Consider the following 20611-nt stretch of genomic DNA (forward strand, 5'->3'; position numbering starts at 1 on the left):
GCAGTGGCCGGAAATCTTGCGGCCTCGAGATGCTGACAGATCGGGCACGGCCAGGTAGCGTCACTTGCGGTTCACCCAGGTGGACTAGACCTCAATCCTTCCTTTACTCGGATCGTCCGGCACGTTCCTGCCGGTGAAGGGACACATCACCATGGCTTCCGTCACTTTCGACAAGGCGACCCGGGTGTACCCCGGTGCCACCAAGCCCTCCGTCGACCAGCTCGACATCGAGATCGCCGACGGCGAGTTCCTCGTCCTCGTCGGGCCCTCCGGCTGTGGCAAGTCGACCTCGCTCCGCATGCTCGCGGGGCTCGAGGACGTCAACGCCGGCTCCATCCGCATCGGTGACCGCGACGTCACGCACCTGCCGCCGAAGGACCGGGACATCGCGATGGTGTTCCAGAACTACGCGCTGTACCCGCACATGACCGTCGCCGACAACATGGGCTTCGCGCTCAAGATCGCCGGTGTCAACAAGAGCGAGATCCGCGCCAAGGTCGAAGAGGCCGCGAAGATCCTCGACCTCACCGAGTACCTGGACCGCAAGCCGAAGGCGCTCTCCGGCGGTCAGCGTCAGCGTGTCGCCATGGGTCGCGCCATCGTGCGTGAGCCGCAGGTCTTCCTCATGGACGAGCCGCTGTCGAACCTCGACGCGAAGCTCCGTGTCTCGACCCGTACGCAGATCGCCGGCCTCCAGCGCCGCCTGGGCATCACCACGGTCTACGTCACCCACGACCAGACCGAGGCCCTCACCATGGGCGACCGCGTCGCCGTGCTGAAGGACGGTCTGCTCCAGCAGGTCGACTCCCCGCGCAACATGTACGACCGTCCCGCCAACCTCTTCGTCGCCGGCTTCATCGGCTCCCCCGCCATGAACCTGATCGAGGTCCCGATCACCGACGGCGGCGTGAAGTTCGGCAACAGCATCGTCCCGGTCTCCCGCGATGCCATCGCCGCCGCCTCCGCCAACGGCGACACCACGGTCACCGTCGGCATCCGCCCCGAGCACTTCGACGTGCAGGGCTCGGAGAGCGACCAGGGTCTCGCCGTGACGGTCAACGTCGTCGAGGAGCTCGGCTCGGACGGCTTCATCTACGGCTCCACCCGCGTCGGCGGCGACGACAAGGACCTCGTCGTCCGCGTCGGCGGCCGTGACGTCCCCGCCAAGGGCTCCACGCTCCACGTCGTCCCGCGCGCCGCCGAGCTGCACGTCTTCTCCACCTCCACGGGCGCCCGCCTCAGCGACTGACCCGTAGCTGCTCCTCGCTGAACGGCCCTGTGCCCGCAGCGCCTCGCTGAACGGCCCCGCATCTCTTGCAGATGCGGGGCCGTTCGCCTAAGAGGCCGAAGTCGGGGTTTACCCCGGAAAACCCCGGCATTCAGGGCCCTCCCCGGCCCCCCGCGTCAACACGGAATTCGAAAAGCCGCCTCGAACCATCCCCCGCGAGAGTGACTAAATGTCGCCATATCACTACCGGCCGCTACGCTCGCTGGCGTGACGCACACTGCCCGCCGAATCGGCCGCTCTCTCGCCCTCGTCCTGCCCGTCGTCCTGGTGCTCTCGGGAACGCTCGCGGTATCCGCCGTTCCGTGGGCCGGCCAGGACTCCGCCACCCAGCTGACGGCCTCCTCCACGGACGTCTCCGTCCGCGCCAAGTCCCGTGCCCCGCAGGATATTCTCCGCGACCAGCTCCTCGCAGAGCTTCAGGAGAAGGACCCCGGCATCGCCCTCACGCACCTCCAGCGCGAGGTCGAGAACCGGCCGTCGATCGCCGAGCACTGCATGTCCATCGCCCGCGCCCTCGGCCGCGCCGCCGTCAAGCACTACGGCCCCTCCCGCGCCCAGTCCTTCTCCCGACCGGTCTGCGACACCGCGTACGCGACCGGCGTCATGCGCGCCAGCTGAGCCGCGAGCTGAGCACGGAGCATCCTCCACGCCGCCGCCGACCGTATCCGGCCGTCCCGGCGTGCGGGCGCCTATCGTTCCCCGTATGCACACCAATCCGACGCAGGCCGTGGTCCTGGCGGGCGGCCAGGGCTCGCGGCTGCGCCCCTACACCGACGACCGCCCCAAGCCGATGGTCGAGATCCCGGGCACCGGGACCCCGATCATCGGCCATCAGCTTTCCTGGCTCGCCGCCGAGGGCGTCACGGACGCCGTCGTCTCCTGCGGGCACCTCGCCGAGGTCCTCCAGGAGTGGCTGGAAACCGCCGACCTCCCCCTCAAGGTGACCACGGTCGTCGAGTCCGAGCCCCTGGGCCGCGGTGGCGGCCTCAAGTACGCCGCCGCGCACCTCCCCGCACCGGACCAGCCCTGGTACGCGACCAACGGCGACATCTGGACCCGCTTCTCGCTCCGCGAGATGGCCGCGTTCCACGCCGAGCGCGACGCCGTCGCGACGCTGGCCCTGGCCCGCCCCCGCATCCCGTGGGGCGCCGTCGAGACCGACACCTTCGGGCACATCACCGACTTCGTCGAGTCGCCGCCGTCGCCGTACCTCATCAACGCCGGCGTGTACGTCTTCTCCGCCGCCTTCACCGAGCTCCTCCCCGACCTCGGCGACCACGAGCGGACCACCTTCCCCCGCCTCGCCCGCGAGCGCCGCCTCGCCGGCTTCCCCCTGCCCCAGGGCGCGTACTGGCGGGCCATCGACACCGCCAAGGACCTCACCGAGGCCGCCAAGGAGCTCGCCGCCCAGCGGGCCTGAGGCAGGCAGGGAGCAGGAAACCCGGGATTCACGTCCGTACGCGTACGAGAAGGGCGGCACCGCGGAAGACGCGGTGCCGCCCTTCTCCCTGCCCCTCGCGCTCAGCCCAGCAGGCCACCGATCGGGTTCCTCGCGCCGCCCGTCGACGAGCCGCTCTCCGTCGGGGTGCTGCTGCCGCCCGTCGAGCCCGTGGACCCGGTGGAGCCGCCGCTCGACGTGCCGCCCGTGCTCGTCGGGGTGTCGCTGGTGGTCGGCGGGGGCGCCGGGTTCGACTTCGTCGGCGGGCGCGTGGTCGTGGAGGAAGAGGACGAAGAGGAGCCCGTGCTGGTGCTGCCCTGCGTGGCCGTCGGGCGCTGCTCCTGCGTGCGGGTGGCCTCGCGGGTGGTCTCGGGCTGCCGGGTCGCCTCCTCGGTCTCCTCGCGGCCGGCGGTGGCCTCCGTGGTCTCGGAGGTCGCGGCGGGCTCGGGCGCCGTGGAGGCGCTGCTGGACGGGGCGCGGCGCGTCGGCTCGGTGGGGAGCGGCCGGCCCGGGAGGTGGTTGATCGGGTCGTCGTTGGGGCCCGGGACGGTGACCATCTCGGTCGAGCGGACCGCGCCGCCGAGGACGGAGCCGATGAGGAGGGTGAGGCCGACGACGACCGAGGCGAGGAGCGTGCTGCGGCGGGTGACGCGGCGGCGCAGGGCCCAGAGTTCGGCGCGGGGGCCGAGGGTGCGCCAGGCCTCGCCGGCGAGGCGGCCGTCGAGCGAGTAGACGGGGGCGCCGGCGATGATCAGCGGGGACCAGGCGGCCAGGTAGATGATGTCGGCCGAGTCGTAGACCGGGACGGTCTTCCAGCTGACGGTCAGGATGAGCGCGGCGGAGAGCAGGGCGCCGACGACGGCCGCCGCGCGCTGCCAGAGGCCGAGGACGGTGAGGACGCCGACGACGACCTGGAGGAACGCGACGGTGAGTCCGGCGCCCACGGGGTGCTGGAGGGCGAAGTCGCGGAGCGGCTCGGCGAGGGGCCACGGGTGGAGCGAGTTGAGCCACTTCACCATGGAGCCGCGCTCGCCGCCGTCGAAGTAGACGGGGTCGCAGAGCTTGCCCATGCCCGCGTAGATGGAGATGAAGCCGAGGAAGACGCGGAGCGGGAGGAGGACGACACCGAGGTTCATCCGGCGGCCGGGGTAGTACGCGTGCCGGACGGGGTCGTGCGCCTGGCGCCGGCCGTCGCGGCCTTCGCGGCCGTCCGCCGTGGCGTCCTCGTACGGTCCCGGGGTCTCGGGCCGGAGGTCGTACACGTCGTCGTAGGCGCCCTCGGCACGGCGCATCGGCGGCAGCAGCGGCCCGGCGGCCTCCGCGGGCACGACCGGGGTGGGCATGGTGTCGTCGATGCGCGGGATGGCCTGGGTGGCGCCTGCGTCGAGGCCGCCGTGCCCGAGATGACCGCCGGGGCCGCCGTGGCCGACGGCCGGGTCCAGGGTCGAGACGGAGGAGGACTCGCGTACGGCCTGGAGGAGTCCGGTCGCGCCCGGCGCGGACTTCCCCGTCCATACGACGGGGCGGCGGCGCGGCGCGCCCCCTCCCGTCCCCCCGCCGGCACCGGCTCCGGAGAGCGCGGCGACGCGCGGGTTCGCGGCGAACGTCGGCGCCTGAGCCGGCGCGAGCCGCACACGGAAGCTGGCGTGGTTCACGATCACCTGGGCGGGATCGGAGTCCACTTTGACCATGCTCAGCGCGGGCTGATCGTCGAACCCCGGCCGGGGCGTTCTGGTGTCCACACTCATCTAACCGAGTGATCTGGGTTTAGGACACTGCCTTGACAGCTCGCAAATGTCCGAGACCCGTCAAGATCAACGCCGCGGCCGGGGCCGGGTCGTACGAGGGGGTGTTACGCCATACGGCGGCGGGCCGCTTCGTACAGCACGACACCGGCGGCGACACCGGCGTTGAGCGACTCCGCGCCGCCCGGCATGGGGATGCGGACGAGGTAGTCGCAGGTCTCGCCGACGAGGCGGGACAGGCCCTTGCCCTCGGAGCCGACGACGATGACGACCGGGCCGGACAGCGCCTCCAGCTCGTGGACCTCGTGGTCGCCGTCGGCGGCGAGGCCGACGACCGTGAGACCGGCCTTCTGGTACTGCTCCAGGCAGCGCGTCAGGTTGGTGGCGCGGGCGACCGGCGTACGGGCGGCGGTGCCGGCCGAGGTCTTCCACGCACCGGCGGTCATGCCGGCGGCGCGGCGCTCGGGGACGACCACGCCGTGGCCGCCGAAGGCCGCGACGGAGCGGACGACGGCGCCGAGGTTGCGCGGGTCGGTGATGCCGTCGAGCGCGACGATCAGCGGGTCCTCGTGCTCGTCGTAGGCGGCCGCGGCGAGGTCCTCGGGGTGCGCGTACTCGTACGGCGGGACCTGGAGGACGAGGCCCTGGTGGTTCAGGTTGTTCGTCATCCGGTCGAGCTCGGGGCGCGGCGCCTCCATGATGTGGATGTTGCCGCGGCCGGTCGCGAGGTTCAGGGCCTCGCGCACGCGCTCGTCGTTGTCGATGAACTGCTGCACGTACAGGGTCGTGGCGGGCACGCCGTCACGCAGGGCCTCGAAGACCGGGTTGCGGCCGACGACCATCTCGGACGTCCCCTTGCCGCCGCGGCGCGCGACGGGCTTGCGCTTGGCCACGTTCCGGGCCATCGCGTTGGAGACGCGGAACGCCTTGTGGCCCTTGCGGTCGGTGGCCTTGGGCGTCGGGCCCTTGCCTTCGAGGCCCTTGCGCCGCTGGCCACCGCTGCCGACCGTCGCACCCTTCTTGTTCGACGTGCGACGGTTCCTGCGCTGGCTGTTCCCGGCCATGACTACCTGTTTCCTCTATTGCCTGCGTACACAAGTCTGTAACTGAAGTGTGCCGCCCGGAGCCCCGAGCGGCACGTCTTCTAACGGTTGCCCAGCGTCCAGCGGGGGCCGTCGGGGCTGTCCTCGATGGCGAGGCCGGACTGGCTCAGCTGATCGCGGATCGCGTCCGCGGTCGCCCAGTCCTTTCGCTCGCGGGCCGACTCGCGCTGCTGGAGCACGAGCCGTACGAGGGTGTCGACGACGCCGTGGAGCTCCTCGCCGCCACCGGACTCCTCGGCCCAGTGCGGGTCGAGCGGGTCCAGGCCGAGGACGCCGAGCATGGCGCGGACCTCGGCGAGGCGGGCGATGGCCTCGTCCTTGTCGTCCGCGGCGAGGGCGCTGTTGCCCTGGCGGACGGTGGTGTGGATGATCGCGAGCGCGTGCGGCACGCCCAGGTCGTCGTCCATGGCCTCGGCGAAGGCCGGCGGCACCTCGGCGGCGGGGGCGACGGTCGTCCCGGCCTTCTCGGTGGCGCGCTGGACGAAGCCCTCGATACGGGCGAACGCCGACTCGGCCTCGCGCAGGGACTCCTCGCTGTACTCGATCATCGAGCGGTAGTGCGGGGTGCCCAGGTAGTAGCGGAGGACGATGGGACGCCAGTTCTTGACCATCTCCGACACCAGCACGCTGTTGCCGAGCGACTTCGACATCTTCTCGCCGGCCATGGTGACCCAGGCGTTGTGCACCCAGTACTTCGCGAACTCGTCGCCGTAGGCCTTGGCCTGGGCGATCTCGTTCTCGTGGTGCGGGAAGATCAGGTCGAGGCCGCCGCCGTGGATGTCGAAGGCGGAGCCCAGGTACTTGTGGGCCATGGCCGAGCACTCCAGGTGCCAGCCGGGGCGGCCGCGGCCCCACGGCGTCTCCCAGTCGGGCTCGCCCGGCTTGGTCGCCTTCCACATCGCGAAGTCGCGCGGGTCGCGCTTGCCGGTGATGCCGTCCTCGGCGGGCTGCCGCAGGTCGTCGATGTCCTGGTTGGACAGCTCCAGGTACCCCGGGAAGGAGCGCACGTCGAAGTAGACGCTGCCGTCGGCCTCGTACGCGTGACCGCGCTCGATGAGGCCGCGCATCATCTCGATCATCTCGGGGACGTGCCCGGTGGCGCGGGGCTCGTAGGTGGGCGGCAGGCAACCGAGCGCGTCGTAACCGGCGTTGAACGCCCGCTCGTTCTCGTACCCGATGGACCACCAGGGGCGGCCCTGGTCCGCGCCCTTGGCGATGATCTTGTCGTCGATGTCCGTGACGTTCCGGATGAACGTGACGTCGTAGCCCCGGTAGGCGAACCAGCGGCGCATGATGTCGAAGTTCAGCCCCGACCGGATGTGGCCGATGTGCGGGGCGGCCTGCACGGTCGCGCCACAGAGGTAGATCGAGACACAGCCCGGTGTGAGCGGGGTGAAGTCACGGATCTGCCGGGCGCTGGTGTCGTACAGGCGAATAGTCACCACTCCAGGGTAGTGGGCGTGTGGTAGTGCCCCGCGACCTGTTGGCGATCGCGGGACACGATTTTCCCCGGCTTTCACCGGGCCTGGGGGGACGTCTGAGGCGATACGGGGTACACGAGGGCGGTCGCGAGGGCGGCGAGGCCCTCGGCGCGGCCGGTCAGACCGAGCCCGTCGGTGGTCGTGCCGGAGACGGAGACGGGCGCGCCGGCCGCCGTGCTCAGCGCCTTCTGGGCCTCGTCGCGGCGCTTGCCGACCTTGGGGCGGACGCCGACGACCTGGACGGCGATGTTGCCGATCTCGTACCCCTCGGCGCGGACGATCCGGGCGGCCTCGGCGAGGAGGGTGACGCCGGAGGCGCCGGACCACTCGGGGCGCGAGGTCCCGAAGTGCGCGCCGAGGTCGCCGATGCCGGCGGCGGAGAAGAGGGCGTCGCAGGCGGCGTGGGCGGCGACGTCACCGTCGGAGTGACCGGCGAGACCGTACTCCTCGCCCTCCCAGAGGAGGCCGGCGCACCACAGCTCGCGGCCCTTCTCGAAGGCGTGGACGTCGGTGCCGATGCCCGTACGGGGGATCACGGACGGGGGTGCCCCCTGATCGAGCGGAGCCGAGAGCTTGGGGGAGTCAGAAGCCATCGTTGGCCCTCCTGCGGGCGAGTACGGCCTCGGCGAGGACGAGGTCGAGCGGACGGGTCACCTTGAACGCCTCCTCGTGGCCGGGCACGACGACGACGGGCGCGCCGAGCCTCTCGACCATGCCGGCGTCGTCGGTGGCGCCCTCACCGGTGAGGGCGATGGTGGCGTGGGCGTTGACCAGCGTGTCGTGGTCGAAGCCCTGCGGGGTCTGGACGGCGCGGAGGCGGGCGCGGATCGGCGTGGCGACGACCTGCTCGGGGTCGCCCGGCTTCTCGGCCGGCTCGACCTCCTTGACGGTGTCCGCGACGGGCAGCGCGGGGACGACGGCGACGGCCCCGTCCCGTACGGCCTCGATGACGGCGTCCACGGTGTCGACGGGGACCAGGGGGCGGGCCGCGTCGTGGACGAGGACGGTGGTGATGCCCTCGGGCAGTGCCTGGAGGCCGAGGTGGACGGACTCCTGGCGGGTGTCGCCGCCGGGGACGACGACGTAGTCGGTCCGCTCGGGGAGGGCGTGGGCGTCGAGGAGGTGCTTGACCTCGGCGGCGCCGTCGGAGGGGGCGACCACGACGACGAGCGAGACCGCGCGGGAGGCGGCCATCGCGCGGACGGCGTGGATGAGCATGGGGGTGCCGTTCAGCGTGCGGAGCGCCTTGGGGGCGCCCGGGCCGAGGCGTACGCCCCGTCCGGCAGCCGGGATCACCACGGCGGTACGAGAAGGACGCGCTTCGTCTGACATCGGTTGCACTCCGGCAGGTTTGTTTCCGCGGCCGACATGGGTATGGCCTCACCGTGCCGGACGCGACGCCTTGACCGGGCCCTTTCCGTGACGACGGTCGAGGCGTTGCCGCGTGAGCACAGGGGTTCGGACGTAACAGGGGGTGCGGGTTCTTTCAGCGGTACGCACGGGGCGGCGATTCAGCCGACGGTCCGCCCGGTGGCGGCCCATCCGGTGGCAGTCCGGCCGACGGGAATCCGTCAGGCGACAGTCTGTCCGGCGAGGGGCCGGCCGCGTGTGTACGGTCGCGCGTACGCTCCGCAAACGTACGCGAACATGCCGCAGCGCCCGGCGACAGCGCTGTGTGGTTCACAGCGCGCCAGCGGGCACCGCGGCATCGCTTCACTTGGAAGCACGCTCACAACGAATCGCCCGGAGAGATCCCTTTCCGGTTGCCCGGAGGGATCCGGAGCGATTCAGAGCGCGCTCACTCAGGACGCGAGGACCTCGTCGAGGAGAGCCTCGGCCTTGTCCTCGTTCGTGTTCTCCGCGAGAGCCAGCTCGCTCACCAGGATCTGCCGAGCCTTGGCAAGCATCCGCTTCTCACCGGCGGACAGCCCGCGCTCGCGCTCCCGGCGCCACAGGTCGCGCACTACTTCGGCGACCTTGATGACATCGCCGGAGGCGAGCTTCTCGAGATTTGCCTTGTAGCGACGGGACCAGTTCGTCGGCTCTTCGGCGTACGGCGCGCGCAGCACCTCGAAGACCCGGTCCAGCCCGTCCTGACCGACCACGTCGCGAACACCGACGAACTCCGCATTGTCCGCCGGCACACGAACCGTCAGGTCGCCCTGCGCGACCTTGAGCACCAAGTAGGTCTTGTCCACGCCTTTGATCTGGCGAGTTTCGATGGCCTCGATCAGCGCGGCCCCGTGATGGGGATAGACCACGGTGTCGCCAACCTTGAACGTCATGTGACAGGTACCCCTTCCGTGGCTATCCAGGGTAACACGGATACTGCTTCTTCTGAATGGCGTTTTCGCAGGTCAGAGCATATCTCGGGGCTTGACAACAGCATCACGAACGTGCTGCGGAGGGCTTCCGGAAGGCGGTATTCGCAGGTCGGAGCGGCTGTGCGGACGGAGAGAAACGCGCACGTTACACGTACCTGGAGCCCCTCCAAGGAGGGGCGATGTCCCGGTTTGTCGGGTTCGGAGCGTGCTTCTTCGCGTACTCCGTTCGAGGATCGCCCACCCGTACGGATGTACGCCGGGGTGATTCCCGAATTGATCAGCGTGACGGCGGTCCATGATTTTCCGGAGCGGGGCTCCGGGGAATGCGGGGCGGCCCCCGAATTGATCAAGGCGGTTATGTGAACAACAGGTCAATGGGTCGCGATCCGGCCACGGCGAGTCGCTGAGAGCGACGGTCGGACACCCCTCGGAACCGCCCGGTAGCGGCCCGTAGGCCGCCCCTGGCGCCACCCCGAGGCCGGTTAGGGGCGGGTCGGGTGCGGGACGGAGAGTGCGGCTCGGTAACCTAAGCGCGCTGACACACCTTTAGCTCGTCCTTAGTCCTCCAGCCTGTCCGTTCGTCCTAGGAGATGCCGCCGCCGTGAGCCGCAGCCTTCGACGCGGCGCCCTCGCCGCTACTGCCATCGTGTTCTCCATCGCCGCGCTGTCCGCCTGTGCCGCGGGCAACGACGCGCAGACGCTCGGCATCAAGCCGGACAACGCAGCCGTCACGGTGGACGACGTCAAGATCCAGAACGCGCTCGTCATCACGCAGCCGCACCAGGGCGTGAAGGGCCCGGCCGCCGTCTCGGCCACCGTCTTCAACAACGGCAGCACGCCGCAGACCCTCGACGCGATCACCCTCCCGGGCACGACCGCGACGGTGAAGCTGACGCCCGCCGCGGGCGGCGCCGGCCCGATCACCATCCCGTCGCTCGGCTCCGTCGTGATCGGCGGCAAGGGCAACGCCACCGCCGTCATCGAGAACGGCACCGAGGCCACCAAGAACGGCGACGCGCAGCGGGTCGTCTTCAAGCTGAGCAAGACCGGCGACGTGGGCATCAGCGCCTTCGTCGTCCCGTCGACGAGCTACTTCAAGGAGTTCGGCCCGTCGATCGTCCCCGCTCCCCCGGGCTCCTCGCCGACCGCCTCGGCGCCGGCCGAGGGCGAGCACGGCAGCGGCGAGGGCGAGCACGGCGCCGAGCCCTCGGGCGAGGCGACGACCGCCGGTCACTGACCGCGGCAGCAGGACATGCGTGAAGGGGCGCCCCCGGCCGGGGGCGCCCCTTCACGCGTAACGCGTACCTCACAAGCCCGTGCTCACAAGCTCTTCCTACGGCTCGAACTTGTAGCCCAGGCCGCGGACCGTCACCAGGTAGCGCGGGGCGCCCGGGTCGGGCTCGATCTTGGCGCGGAGGCGCTTCACGTGGACGTCGAGGGTCTTGGTGTCGCCGACGTAGTCCGCGCCCCAGACCCGGTCGATGAGCTGCATACGGGTCAGCACGCGGCCCGCGTTGCGCAGCAGCATCTCCAGGAGGTCGAACTCCTTCAGCGGCAGGTCGACCTTGCCGCCCGAGACCGTCACCACGTGACGGTCGACGTCCATGCGGACCGGGCCGGCCTCCAGGGCCGCCGGGGTGACCTCCTCCGGCTCCCCGCGGCGGCGGAGCACCGCGCGGATGCGGGCGACCAGCTCCCGCGAGGAGAAGGGCTTCGTCACGTAGTCGTCGGCTCCTATTTCCAGGCCGACGACCTTGTCGATCTCGCTGTCCTTGGCGGTCACCATGATCACCGGGACGTTCGAGCGGCCGCGCAGCTGGCGGCACACCTCGGTACCGGGCAGCCCCGGAAGCATCAGGTCGAGGAGGACGAGGTCGGCTCCATTGCGCTCGAACTCGTCGAGGCCGTCGGGCCCGGTCGCCGCCACGGCGACCTCGAAGCCTTCCTTGCGGAGCATGTACGACAGGGCGTCGCTGAAGGATTCCTCATCCTCGACGACGAGCACTCGGGTCACGGAAGGACCTCCGGGGCGGGAAGCGGTTCGGTCATGAGATCTGGGGTGGGAGAAGAGACGGGCCGGCGGTCCCGCGCGGAGCCCGCCTCGGGCAGCCGCAGGGTGAAGGTGGAGCCCTGACCCTCGGTGCTCCATACGGTGACCTCCCCGCCGTGCGAGGCGGCCACGTGCTTGACGATGGCGAGGCCGAGCCCCGTACCACCGGTCGCACGGGAGCGGGCCGGGTCGACGCGGTAGAAGCGCTCGAAGATGCGCTCCTTGTCCTTGTCGGGGATGCCGATGCCCTGGTCGGTGACGGCTATTTCGATCAGGTCGCCGCCGGGCGCGGCGATCTTGCGTGCCGCGATGCCGACGCGGGTGTGGGCGGGTGAGTAGTTGACCGCGTTCTCGACGAGGTTGCCGAGGGCGGCGGCGAGCTGGCCGCGGCTCCCCCAGACGCGCAGGTCGGCGGCGCCGCCGGAGACCATGGTGATCTGCTTGGTGGAGGCGGTGTGCCGGGAGCGGTCGATCGCCTCGACGACGAGCTCGTCCACGGACACCGGCTCGGAGTCCTCCAGCGGGTCGTCGTTCTGCACGCGGGAGAGGTCGATGAGCTCCTGTACGAGGTTGGTGAGGCGGGTCGCCTCGATCTGCATGCGGCCGGCGAAGCGGGTGACCGCCTCGGGGTCGTCCGAGGCGTCCATGACCGCCTCGGAGAGCAGGGAGAGCGCGCCCGTGGGCGTCTTGAGCTCATGGCTCACGTTGGCCACGAAGTCACGCCGTACCGCTTCGATGCGGCGGGCCTCGGTGAGGTCCTCGACCAGGAGCAGGACCAGCCGCGAGCCCAGTGGCGCGACCCGGGCGGAGACGGCGAGGGCCTCGCCGCGTCCGGTGCCGCGCCGGGCCAGGTCCAGTTCGACCTGTCGTATCTCCCCGTCGCGGCGGGTGTCGCGGGCCATGTTGAGCATGGGCTCGACGGCCAGCTTCCCGCCCCGGACCAGGCCGAGGGCGTACGCCGCCGAACTGGCCTTGACCACGGAGTCGCTCTCGTCGAGGACGACCGCGGAGGAGCGCAGTACGGAAAGGACGGTGTCGACGCCGGGCGGAAGCACGGCGTCGGTGTGCAGGGAGGTTCGGGTGGGCCGCGCCTGGTCGCGCTCGCTCCAGCGGAACGCCAGCATGGCGATCACGCCGGTGCACACGCCGGCGATCGCTGCCAATGCGGCGACCGCCGCGTTCACGTCCATGCCCTCAAGGTTATGCGGCACGACGGACACTCTCCCAGCCGTCCGAGTGGCTCCTCGAACAGTCGTCGCCCAGAGTTCACCGTGGAGACGGTGGTGATTCATTTGCTGCGACGGCTGCGGTGGCGTGCGTCGCCCAGAGTTCACCTAGAGGAAAGTGTCGATTCACATGAGGGGGTGGAACCGGACGCGTAGGGGGCCGAACGTGGGAGCGTGGGGGTCCGAAGCCCCACCCGGACCCCGGAGCTTTGCGTAGAGAGGGACATCCATGCGGGACGCGTACCACGAGGAACTGGACTCGATCGGCGAGAGCCTGGTCGAGATGGCCCGACTCGTCGGATCGGCGATCGGGCGGGCCACGACGGCGATGCTCGACGCGGACCTGAAGCTCGCGGAGAGCGTGATCGCGGCGGACCAGAAGGTCGACGACCTCCAGCACGATCTGGAGGCCCGCGCGATAGCGCTGCTCGCGCGGCAGCAGCCGGTGGCGACGGACCTGCGGATCGTGGTGACCTCGCTCCGGATGAGCGCGGACCTGGAGCGCTCCGGCGACCTCGCGCAGCACGTGGCGAAGCTGGCGCGGCTGCGGTTCCCGGACACCGCGGTGCCGCGGGACCTGCACGCGACCATCCTGGAGATGGGACAGCTGGCGCAGCGCCTGATGGCGAAGGCGGCGGAGGTCATCATCACGAAGGACGTCGACCTGGCGCTCCAGCTGGAGCAGGACGACGACGAGATGGACCTGCTGCACCGGACGCTGTTCCAGCACCTGATGGACGACCGCTGGCGGCACGGCATCGAGACGGCGGTGGACGTGACGCTCCTCGGCCGGTACTACGAGCGGTTCGCGGACCACGCGGTGTCGGTGGCGAAGCGTGTCGTCTACCTGGTGACGGGTGAGCACGCGGACGAGCTGCAGGCGGCGGACGCGCCGGTGGAGGGCGCGTAGGCGCACGGGGCGCCGATGCGCCGTTGATGCGCCGGTCCGAGTGGGCATGCAATGGGGGGAGGCGACGCGCGCCTCGAAAGGGAGGGACCCCCATGGCCGATTCCCCTATGACGACCGACCCCCAGCAGGAGGCCCCGCGCGGGACGGAGTTCCTGCCTGTCCTCGGCGCCTGCGGCTGCGGCTCGGGCTGCGGCTGCGGCTGCCAGTCGGGCGGACCGTGCCAGTGCGGGGGCTGCTCGGGCTGACCGGTCGGGGAGGAGAGGGGGAACCCCCTCTCCTCCCCGGGCTCCGCGAACCTCCCGAACTCCCGCCCCGGGCGCCTCAGACGTCGATCACGCCGACGGTCTGACCGCCGCTGCTCTCGCCGGTCGTGCGGAAGCCGAGCTTGCGGTAGAACTCGCCGGGCCCGTCCTCGCCGGGTTCCCAGGTCACGTACAGCAGCTCCGTGCCGCGCCGGCGCAGCTCGTCGCGCAGCGACTCGACGGCGAAGCGCCCGTACCCCTTGCCCTGCCCGTCGGCGGTGATGTTGAGCCGCCAGAGCCCGCTGCGGCGGTCGGTGGGGTCCTTCTTCTCGTTCCACGGGATGTCGAGGAAGGCCATCAGGAAGCCGACGAGCTCGTCGCCGTCGAAGATCAGCCGGGGCCAGGCCGCCTCCCCGAAGGCGTACGCCTCGGCCAGGGACTTCACCACGGGGGCGACGTTGCGCTCCTGGTGGGGGTGGACGCGCAGCGCGAGGGCGGCGTCGATGTTCTCGGGGGTGACGGGCGCGAGGCGGAGGGATGTGCGGGGCGACTGTGGCGTGCTCATGACCCGGAACGGTAAGGGATCCGGCGCGCCGCCCGCCCGCGATTTTCGCAGCTCAACGGCCCCCTGGCCGGTCGGCGAGGGGGCCGTCGAAGCGCGCTCTCCCCTAGTTGGGGAGGAACAGGACCGAGCGGAGCGTGAGGCGGTCCGTGGCGGGGCGGCCGTGCGGGCGGAGGGTCCAGGTGTCGCCGGTGCAGTCGGGCCCGGTGAAGACGACCGCGTACTCGTCGGTGTCGTTGTGCGGCGCGAAGGCGGGCGCGGAGGCACCCGGGTCGGCGGCCTCGGGGATCGTGACGCACTCCGCGGTCGCCGGGTCGTACAGCGTGGCGGTCTGCACCTCGCCGCTCAGCCCGACGTACCGGTAGTGGAACTCGCCGGTGGCGGCGTGGGCGGGCGTGGCCAGGGTGGCGGTGAGGGCAAGGGCGCCGCAAGCGGCGGCGACGGAGTGCCGGATACGCACGAGGACTCTCGTTTCGTGAGAGGGAGCTGGTCACGGCAGACCTACCGCGCCGCGCGTCCCGTATGCGCCGCCCCCGAGCCGTAAGGTTTCGCCCTCACTCGTCCGGCGCAGCACACAGCCCGGTGGCCCGGAGCGGGCGGGAACGCCGCGGGCGGTCACTCTCCCCGTCTGTTGCCGGAGGTGTCGCACAGCGCGCGGTCGACGAGGTCGGCGGCGGCCTTGTGGTGCCGGAGCGCTGTGGCGAAGTCGTTGTAGCTGGTGGTCATGGAGACGGTGACGGCGCGGCCGCCGTCGCCGGTGACGCCGTTCAGGGTGATGTAGCCGGCTTCGCCCCCTTCGTGGTTCCAGTAGGTGCCGCCGCAGCTCAGGGGGCGGTTGACCAAGCCGAGGCCGTAGCGGCCGCCGGGCCAGATCACCTCGAACTGCTTGGCGACCGGGACGGTGTCCCGCATCTCGGCCATGCGCGCCTCGGACAGCAGCCTGCCGCCCAGCAGTCCCCGGAAGAACCGGTTGACGTCCGCCGTGGTGGACACGTAGCCGCCGAGGTCGGGAACGATCTGTTCGGTGACGTCGGTCCGTTCACCGGAGGCGAAGACCTGGTAGCCGCGGGCGTGCGGGCGACGGAGGGTGGGCGTGTTGCCCGACAGGTAGGTGTGGTGCATGCCGAGCGGTTTCAGGATCCGGCTCTCCACCTCCTCCCGCCACGGTCGGCCGGTGACCTTCTCCACGATCATGCCGAGGACGACGTAGCCGGTGTTGGAGTAGCTCCAGCCGGTGCCGGGCCGGAAGTCCGGGGGGTGCTTCATGGCCCGGGCGACGATCTGTTCGGGGGTGTAGGTGTCGTAGCGGTGCCGGTAGTAGTCCTGCGGGGTGTCGAAGCCGGGAAGGTCGTCGTGGAGGCCGCTGGTGTTCTGCAGGAGCTGCCGCACGGTGATCTTCCGTCCGTCGTTGCCGTTGCCGTCGATCACTCCGGGCAGCCGGCGGTCCACCGTGTCGTCCAGAGAGAGCCGCCCCTCGTCGACCAGCCGCAGGACCACGGTGGCCATGAGCGCCTTGCCGGTACTGGCGATCCGGAAGTAGCCGTCGCGGGGCACCGGGCGGTTCGTGCCCGCCACGGCGACGCCCGCGGCGGAGACCAGGTCCCGGCCGGAGGCGGTGGTCACCCGCGCTTGGACGCCGGTGATCCCCCGGGCCTGGAGGGCGGCGGTGTCCCGGCGCAGGTCCTCCTGCCGGTAGCCGGGCGCGGAGGGCGGTGCGGCCGCGGCGCCGTCCGCGGGCCGGGCGGCCGCGGCGGCGGCGACTGTGCCGAGTAAGGCCGCCGCGACGGCCGGCCACCACCGGCCGATCCGGCGATGACGCTGCGGGGAACGCTGCGGGGACGGGTGGTGCTTCGGCGCGGAGGCCGGGGTCGTGGATCTCATGGGCCTCACGCTAGGCAAGCGTGGCGTTACGGGTCGCTACCGTGGGCTGCCCCTCGAAACCTACAGCCGGCTGTAGTGCCACAGGGGGCGCCCGGCACGTACCGTGGCGCGTCCGAGGGCCCGTCCCGGTCCCGTACGACGGCCGAAGGCGAGCCAGTGCGCGGTGTGAACGGCAAGGCCCGAGCACGGTCGGTCCAGGCCTTGGTCCAGGCCCTGGTCCAGGCCTTGGTTCAGGCCTTGGTCCAAGCCGGACGCAGCGGTCGCTACCTGCTCGGCACCCTGCTGACCGCGACGGTGACGCTCGTGGCGGCGCCCCTGCTGTGCTTACCGTCGCTGACGGCTCCCTGGGCGGAGCGCCACCGTCGCCGCGCCGGGGCACTGCTGGGCCGGCCGGTGGAGCCGCGCCCGCGTTCCCCGCGCCGCGACCTCGGGTGGCTCGCGACGCAGTTGGCCACCGGGCTGCCGGCGGGCGTGCTCGCCCTGTTGTGCCTGGGCAACCTGCTCCTCGTCCTGGTCATCACCGTGGGGTGGTGGGCCTTTCCCGCGTCGGATCCGGCACGCCTGCCGCTGCTCGGTGTCCATGTCGACAGCTGGGCCCTCGCGCTGACGGCCGGTCCGGCGCAGTTCCTGATCCTGGCGGCGTCGGCGGCCATCGCCCTGCCCCCGCTCGCGCGGGTACACGCGAGGTGCTGCCTGGCGGTGACGGCGCCGACTGCCGCGGAGCGACTGGCCGCACGTGTCGGCGAACTCACCCGGACGCGCGCGGACGTCCTGCGGGCGCACGGCGCGGAACTCCGCCGGATCGAACGCGACCTGCACGACGGCACCCAGGCCCGGCTGGTGGCCATCGCCATGCGTCTCGCCGTGGCCGGGGAGATCCTCCCCCGGGACCCCGAAGCGGCCGCCGTGCTCGTACGGCAGACCCGAGCCGAGACCGAGGAGGCCATGACCGAGCTGCGTTCCGTCATCCGCACCGTCTACCCTCCGGTCCTGGCCGACCAGGGCCTCGTCGGCGCACTCCGCGCCCTGGCCACCAGGGCCGGCGTGCCGACCCGCATCGACATCGGCGAGCTCGGTGAGGTCCCTGCCGCGGTCGAAGCGGTCGCCTACTTCGCGGTCACCGAGGCGCTGTCGAACATCGCCCGGCACAGCCGGGCCACCGAGGCCGCCGTCCGCGTCACCCGTGACGGAGCACTGTTGTCCGCGGAGATCACCGACGACGGGGCCGGCGGAGCGGACGCGTCCAGAGGCAGCGGCCTGGACGGAATCCGCCGCCGCGCCGCCGCCCTGGACGGCACCATGAGGCTCGGCAGCCCGCCGGGCGGGCCGACCGTCGTCACCGTGGAGCTGCCGTGCGTGTAGTCATCGCCGAGGACAACGTCCTGCTGGCCTCCGGACTCGAACTCCTGCTGGGCTCCCAGGGCTTCGAGGTCGCCGCGATCACGGTCGACGCCACCGGCTTCCTCGCCGCCGTCGAGACCCACCGGCCGGACGTCACCATCGTCGACGTGCGGCTGCCCCCGACCTTCCGCGACGAGGGCATCCGCGCCGCCCTCCGGGCCCGCCGCGACCGCCCCGGACTTCCCGTCCTGGTCCTGTCCCAGTACGTCGAGCAGGAATACGCCGGCCGTCTCCTCTCCGACACCCGCGGCGGCATCGGCTATCTGCTCAAGGACCGGGTGAGCCGCATCGCCGAGTTCACCGACGCCCTGCGTCGCGTGGCCGCCGGCGGCACCGCCATGGACCCCGAGGTCATCGCCCAGCTCCTCGCCGTCCGCGGCGATCCCGTCGACGCGCTCACCCCCCGCGAACGCGAGGTGCTGGCCCTGATGGCCGAAGGGCACGACAACACCACGATCTCCCAGCGGCTGTTCGTCACCGACAACGCCGTCCACAAGCACATTGGCAGCGTCTTCCTCAAACTCGGCCTGTCGGCCGGCGACAGCGGCCACCGCCGCGTCCGCGCCGTCCTGGCCTACCTCCGCCGGCACGGCGGCCCCGAACCCGGCCCCCCGTGACACGAAGGAGCCCCCTGCCTGCGGTTTCTCCGCAGGCAGGGGGCTCCTTCGTGTCAGAGCTCAGTCAGGGCCACAGCAAGGGCCAGGGCAAGGGCTACTTCTTGCCCTGGTTCTTCACGGCCTCGATCGCCGCGGCGGCGGCGTCCGGGTCGAGGTAGGTGCCGCCCGGGTTGAGGGGCTTGAAGTTCTCGTCGAGCTCGTAGGACAGGGGGATGCCGGTCGGGATGTTGAGGCCCGCGATGTCGGCGTCCGAGATGCCGTCGAGGTGCTTGACCAGGGCGCGGAGGCTGTTGCCGTGGGCCGCGACCAGGACCGTACGGCCGGCGAGGAGGTCCGGGACGATGTTGTCGTACCAGTACGGGAGCATCCGCTCGACGACGTCCTTGAGGCACTCCGTCTGCGGGCGCAGCTCCGGCGGGATCGTCGCGTAGCGCGCGTCGTGGGCCTGCGAGTACTCGTTGTCGTCGGCGAGGGCCGGCGGCGGGGTGTCGTACGAGCGGCGCCACAGCATGAACTGCTCCTCGCCGAACTCGGCGAGGGTCTGGGCCTTGTCCTTGCCCTGGAGGGCGCCGTAGTGGCGCTCGTTCAGCCGCCAGGAGCGGTTGACCGGGATCCAGTGGCGGTCCGCGGACTCCAGCGCGAGCTGCGCCGTGCGGATGGCGCGCTTCTGGAGGGAGGTGTGCAGCACGTCGGGCAGCAGGCCGGCGTCCTTGAGCAGCTCGCCGCCGCGCGTCGCCTCCTTCTCGCCCTTCGCGGTGAGGTTCACGTCCACCCATCCGGTGAACAGGTTCTTCTCGTTCCACTCGCTCTCGCCGTGGCGGAGGAGGATCAGCTTGTACGGTGCGTCGGCCATGCGTACGAGCCTAATAGACCGCCGACGATTGACGCGCGTCGTCAATTCGCTGGCGTCCGGCACCTGAGATACGTAAGTTACGAGGGCCGTGATAGGGGCTTACAAGTAGCAAGGGGCCGGCCACACATGTCCATCGATTCGCTCAGACGATCAGCTCGCGCGACGGTTTCCGGGTTCCCCCGGGGCTTCTGGTGGCTCTGGCTGTCGACCTTGGTCAACCGGACCGGGGCCTTCGTCCTGACTTTCCTCTCCTTGTACCTGACGCAGGAGCTCGGGCACTCCGCCTGGTTCGCCGGGCTCGTCGTCGCCCTCCACGGCCTCGGCGGCGTCGCCGGCTCGCCCCTCGGCGGCGCGCTCACCGACCGCTGGGGCCGCCGCCCCACCATGGTCACGATGCACCTGGCCGCCGCCGCCTGCGCCGCCGCCCTCGCCGTCGTCACCAGCGCCTGGGCCGTCGCCACCGTCGTCCTCCTCATGGGCGTCGCCATGCAGGCCGTCCGGCCGTCCATCAACGCCACGATCGCCGACATGGTCCCCGCCCACGACGTGCGCCGGGCGTACGCCCTCAACTACTGGGCCCTCAACCTCGGCTTCGCCATCGCCTCCATCGCCGGCGGCGCCGCCGCCTTCCTCGGCTACCGCACCCTCTTCGTCGTCGACGCCGTCGCCACCGTCCTGTGCGCCGTCATCGTCTTCCTGCGCCTCCCCGAGACCCGCCCCGAGGCCGCCGTCGACAAGTGCGGCGAGCCCGTCGCCGAAGAGAAGGTCAGCATGCTGACCGTGCTCCGCGACGCCCCCTTCCGCACGCTCGTCCTCCTCAACCTCCTCGTCTGCGTCGTCTTCACCGCCCCCTGGATCGGCCTCCCGCTGACCATGGCCGGCCAGGGCCTGCCCCCGTCCTCCTTCGGCATGGTCATCGCCGTCAACGGCATCGTGATCGTCGGTTTCCAGCTCCTCGTCAACAAGCTGACCGACAAGCGCTCCCCCGTCGTCCTCCTCACGCTCTCCGCGCTCCTCTTCGCCCTCGGCACCGGCGCCACCGCCCTCGCCGGCTCCTCCGTGGCCTTCGCCGCGACCGTGATCGTCTGGACCGTCGGCGAGATGATCCACGTCCCGACGAACGCCGCCGCCACCGCCCGCCTCGCCCCCGAGCACGCCCGCGGCCGCTACCAGGGCGTCATGGGCATGTCCTGGGCCGTCGCCGGGTTCATCGCCCCCATCGCGGCCGGCGCGATCGTCGGCGGTCCCGGCCCCGACGTCCTGTGGACGGCGACCGCCGTCATCGGCGTCCTCGCCGCCGTCGGGTACTCCCTCCGGCTGCGGAAGGCCCTCGCGGACGACGACGAGACCACGGAGACCGAGATCCGTACGGCAGTTACGACAGTTACGGCGGTTACGGCGGTGAAGAGCGCCGACCCCTCGGACGCCGCCGCCGGGCAGGCCTCCGTCAACGCCTGACCCCCGCCCCGTACACGGCGCCTCACCCCGCC

At 71.4% G+C, this 20611-nt stretch carries 21 protein-coding genes; 9 read left to right on the forward strand and 12 right to left on the reverse strand.

Annotation, left to right across the window (positions count from 1 at the left end):
* Positions 1–151 precede the first annotated feature (151 nt).
* The 3 genes from ugpC (at position 152) to ASC82_RS24965 (ending at position 2708) form a co-directional block, all read left to right on the forward strand.
* The gene (ugpC, locus tag ASC82_RS24955) at positions 152–1249 is read left to right on the forward strand and encodes a sn-glycerol-3-phosphate ABC transporter ATP-binding protein UgpC (RefSeq protein WP_024756345.1); all 1098 of its coding nucleotides are present in this window, start codon (positions 152–154) and stop codon (positions 1247–1249) included.
* A 246-nt stretch (positions 1250–1495) separates the two neighbouring features.
* A complete protein-coding gene (locus ASC82_RS24960; RefSeq protein ID WP_056652178.1) occupies positions 1496–1906 on the forward strand; it encodes a hypothetical protein in 411 nt (136 codons plus the stop codon).
* Between the two features lie 85 nt (positions 1907–1991).
* Positions 1992–2708: a nucleotidyltransferase family protein gene (locus ASC82_RS24965; protein ID WP_056652181.1), complete on the forward strand. Its 717-nt coding sequence runs from the start codon at positions 1992–1994 to the stop codon at positions 2706–2708.
* Positions 2709–2809: 101 nt separating this feature from the next.
* On the opposite strand, the gene ASC82_RS24970 is transcribed toward ASC82_RS24965, so the two are convergent.
* The 6 genes from ASC82_RS24970 to ASC82_RS24995 all read right to left on the reverse strand — a co-directional run bounded on the left by ASC82_RS24970 (position 2810) and on the right by ASC82_RS24995 (position 9340).
* Positions 2810–4474: a DoxX family membrane protein gene (locus tag ASC82_RS24970; protein ID WP_056652184.1), complete on the reverse strand. Its 1665-nt coding sequence runs from the start codon at positions 4472–4474 to the stop codon at positions 2810–2812.
* A 104-nt stretch (positions 4475–4578) separates the two neighbouring features.
* Entirely contained in the window at positions 4579–5535 is a 957-nt protein-coding gene (gene rlmB, locus ASC82_RS24975; protein WP_056652187.1) for a 23S rRNA (guanosine(2251)-2'-O)-methyltransferase RlmB, read from the reverse strand.
* 80 nt (positions 5536–5615) lie between these two features.
* Positions 5616–7016 carry a cysteine--tRNA ligase gene (gene cysS / locus ASC82_RS24980; RefSeq protein WP_056652190.1) on the reverse strand — a complete coding sequence of 467 codons (1401 nt, stop codon included), beginning with the start codon at positions 7014–7016 and terminating at the stop codon, positions 5616–5618.
* 74 nt (positions 7017–7090) lie between these two features.
* The gene (ispF, locus tag ASC82_RS24985) at positions 7091–7648 is read right to left on the reverse strand and encodes a 2-C-methyl-D-erythritol 2,4-cyclodiphosphate synthase (RefSeq protein WP_056652193.1); all 558 of its coding nucleotides are present in this window, start codon (positions 7646–7648) and stop codon (positions 7091–7093) included.
* Positions 7638–8387, reverse strand: a complete 750-nt coding sequence (gene ispD, locus ASC82_RS24990) for a 2-C-methyl-D-erythritol 4-phosphate cytidylyltransferase (protein ID WP_056652196.1) — start codon at positions 8385–8387, stop codon at positions 7638–7640. Before ispD ends, ispF begins: the two co-directional genes overlap by 11 nt.
* A gap of 470 nt (positions 8388–8857) precedes the next feature.
* Positions 8858–9340, reverse strand: coding sequence for a CarD family transcriptional regulator (locus tag ASC82_RS24995; protein WP_003953493.1), 483 nt, complete (start codon positions 9338–9340; stop codon positions 8858–8860).
* A gap of 640 nt (positions 9341–9980) precedes the next feature.
* Here ASC82_RS24995 and ASC82_RS25000 point away from each other — a divergent pair.
* Positions 9981–10616, forward strand: a complete 636-nt coding sequence (locus ASC82_RS25000; RefSeq protein WP_056652199.1) for a hypothetical protein — start codon at positions 9981–9983, stop codon at positions 10614–10616.
* A gap of 96 nt (positions 10617–10712) precedes the next feature.
* Here ASC82_RS25000 and ASC82_RS25005 read toward each other — a convergent pair whose 3' ends face one another.
* Together ASC82_RS25005 and ASC82_RS25010 are read right to left on the reverse strand one after the other, a co-directional pair.
* Positions 10713–11393 (reverse strand): response regulator transcription factor, encoded by a 681-nt coding sequence (locus ASC82_RS25005; RefSeq protein WP_017242433.1) that lies wholly within the window; start codon positions 11391–11393, stop codon positions 10713–10715.
* Complete coding sequence (locus tag ASC82_RS25010; RefSeq protein ID WP_056652202.1) at positions 11390–12619, reverse strand: ATP-binding protein; 1230 nt, start codon at positions 12617–12619, stop codon at positions 11390–11392. The genes ASC82_RS25005 and ASC82_RS25010 overlap by 4 nt, the downstream gene beginning before the upstream one ends.
* Positions 12620–12884: 265 nt before the next feature.
* On the opposite strand from ASC82_RS25010, the gene phoU reads away from it, so the two are divergent.
* A complete protein-coding gene (gene phoU, locus ASC82_RS25015) occupies positions 12885–13565 on the forward strand; it encodes a phosphate signaling complex protein PhoU (RefSeq protein WP_024756335.1) in 681 nt (226 codons plus the stop codon).
* 92 nt (positions 13566–13657) lie between these two features.
* Positions 13658–13810 (forward strand): hypothetical protein, encoded by a 153-nt coding sequence (locus ASC82_RS30715; RefSeq protein ID WP_199862603.1) that lies wholly within the window; start codon positions 13658–13660, stop codon positions 13808–13810.
* A gap of 76 nt (positions 13811–13886) precedes the next feature.
* Here ASC82_RS30715 and ASC82_RS25020 read toward each other — a convergent pair whose 3' ends face one another.
* From ASC82_RS25020 to ASC82_RS25030, 3 genes are all read right to left on the reverse strand, one after another.
* Positions 13887–14372: a GNAT family N-acetyltransferase gene (locus tag ASC82_RS25020; RefSeq protein ID WP_056652205.1), complete on the reverse strand. Its 486-nt coding sequence runs from the start codon at positions 14370–14372 to the stop codon at positions 13887–13889.
* A gap of 103 nt (positions 14373–14475) precedes the next feature.
* On the reverse strand, positions 14476–14829 hold the full coding sequence (locus ASC82_RS25025; RefSeq protein ID WP_056652209.1) for a hypothetical protein: 354 nt from the start codon (positions 14827–14829) through the stop codon (positions 14476–14478).
* A gap of 155 nt (positions 14830–14984) precedes the next feature.
* Positions 14985–16250: a serine hydrolase domain-containing protein gene (locus tag ASC82_RS25030; RefSeq protein ID WP_056652212.1), complete on the reverse strand. Its 1266-nt coding sequence runs from the start codon at positions 16248–16250 to the stop codon at positions 14985–14987.
* A gap of 156 nt (positions 16251–16406) precedes the next feature.
* Here ASC82_RS25030 and ASC82_RS25035 point away from each other — a divergent pair, with 156 nt between their 5' ends.
* Positions 16407–17612, forward strand: a complete 1206-nt coding sequence (locus ASC82_RS25035) for a sensor histidine kinase (RefSeq protein ID WP_242427764.1) — start codon at positions 16407–16409, stop codon at positions 17610–17612.
* Complete coding sequence (locus tag ASC82_RS25040) at positions 17603–18268, forward strand: response regulator transcription factor (protein WP_056652215.1); 666 nt, start codon at positions 17603–17605, stop codon at positions 18266–18268. Before ASC82_RS25035 ends, ASC82_RS25040 begins: the two co-directional genes overlap by 10 nt.
* Before the next feature lie 94 nt (positions 18269–18362).
* Here the strand turns inward: ASC82_RS25040 and ASC82_RS25045 are convergent, their stop codons facing one another.
* On the reverse strand, positions 18363–19121 hold the full coding sequence (locus tag ASC82_RS25045) for a phosphoglyceromutase (protein WP_030222333.1): 759 nt from the start codon (positions 19119–19121) through the stop codon (positions 18363–18365).
* Positions 19122–19247: 126 nt separating this feature from the next.
* On the opposite strand from ASC82_RS25045, the gene ASC82_RS25050 reads away from it, so the two are divergent.
* Positions 19248–20579 (forward strand): MFS transporter, encoded by a 1332-nt coding sequence (locus ASC82_RS25050; protein WP_056652218.1) that lies wholly within the window; start codon positions 19248–19250, stop codon positions 20577–20579.
* Positions 20580–20611: the final 32 nt, after the last annotated feature.

This window comes from Streptomyces sp. Root431 (assembly GCF_001426585.1).
GTDB classification, from domain to species: domain Bacteria; phylum Actinomycetota; class Actinomycetes; order Streptomycetales; family Streptomycetaceae; genus Streptomyces; species Streptomyces stackebrandtii.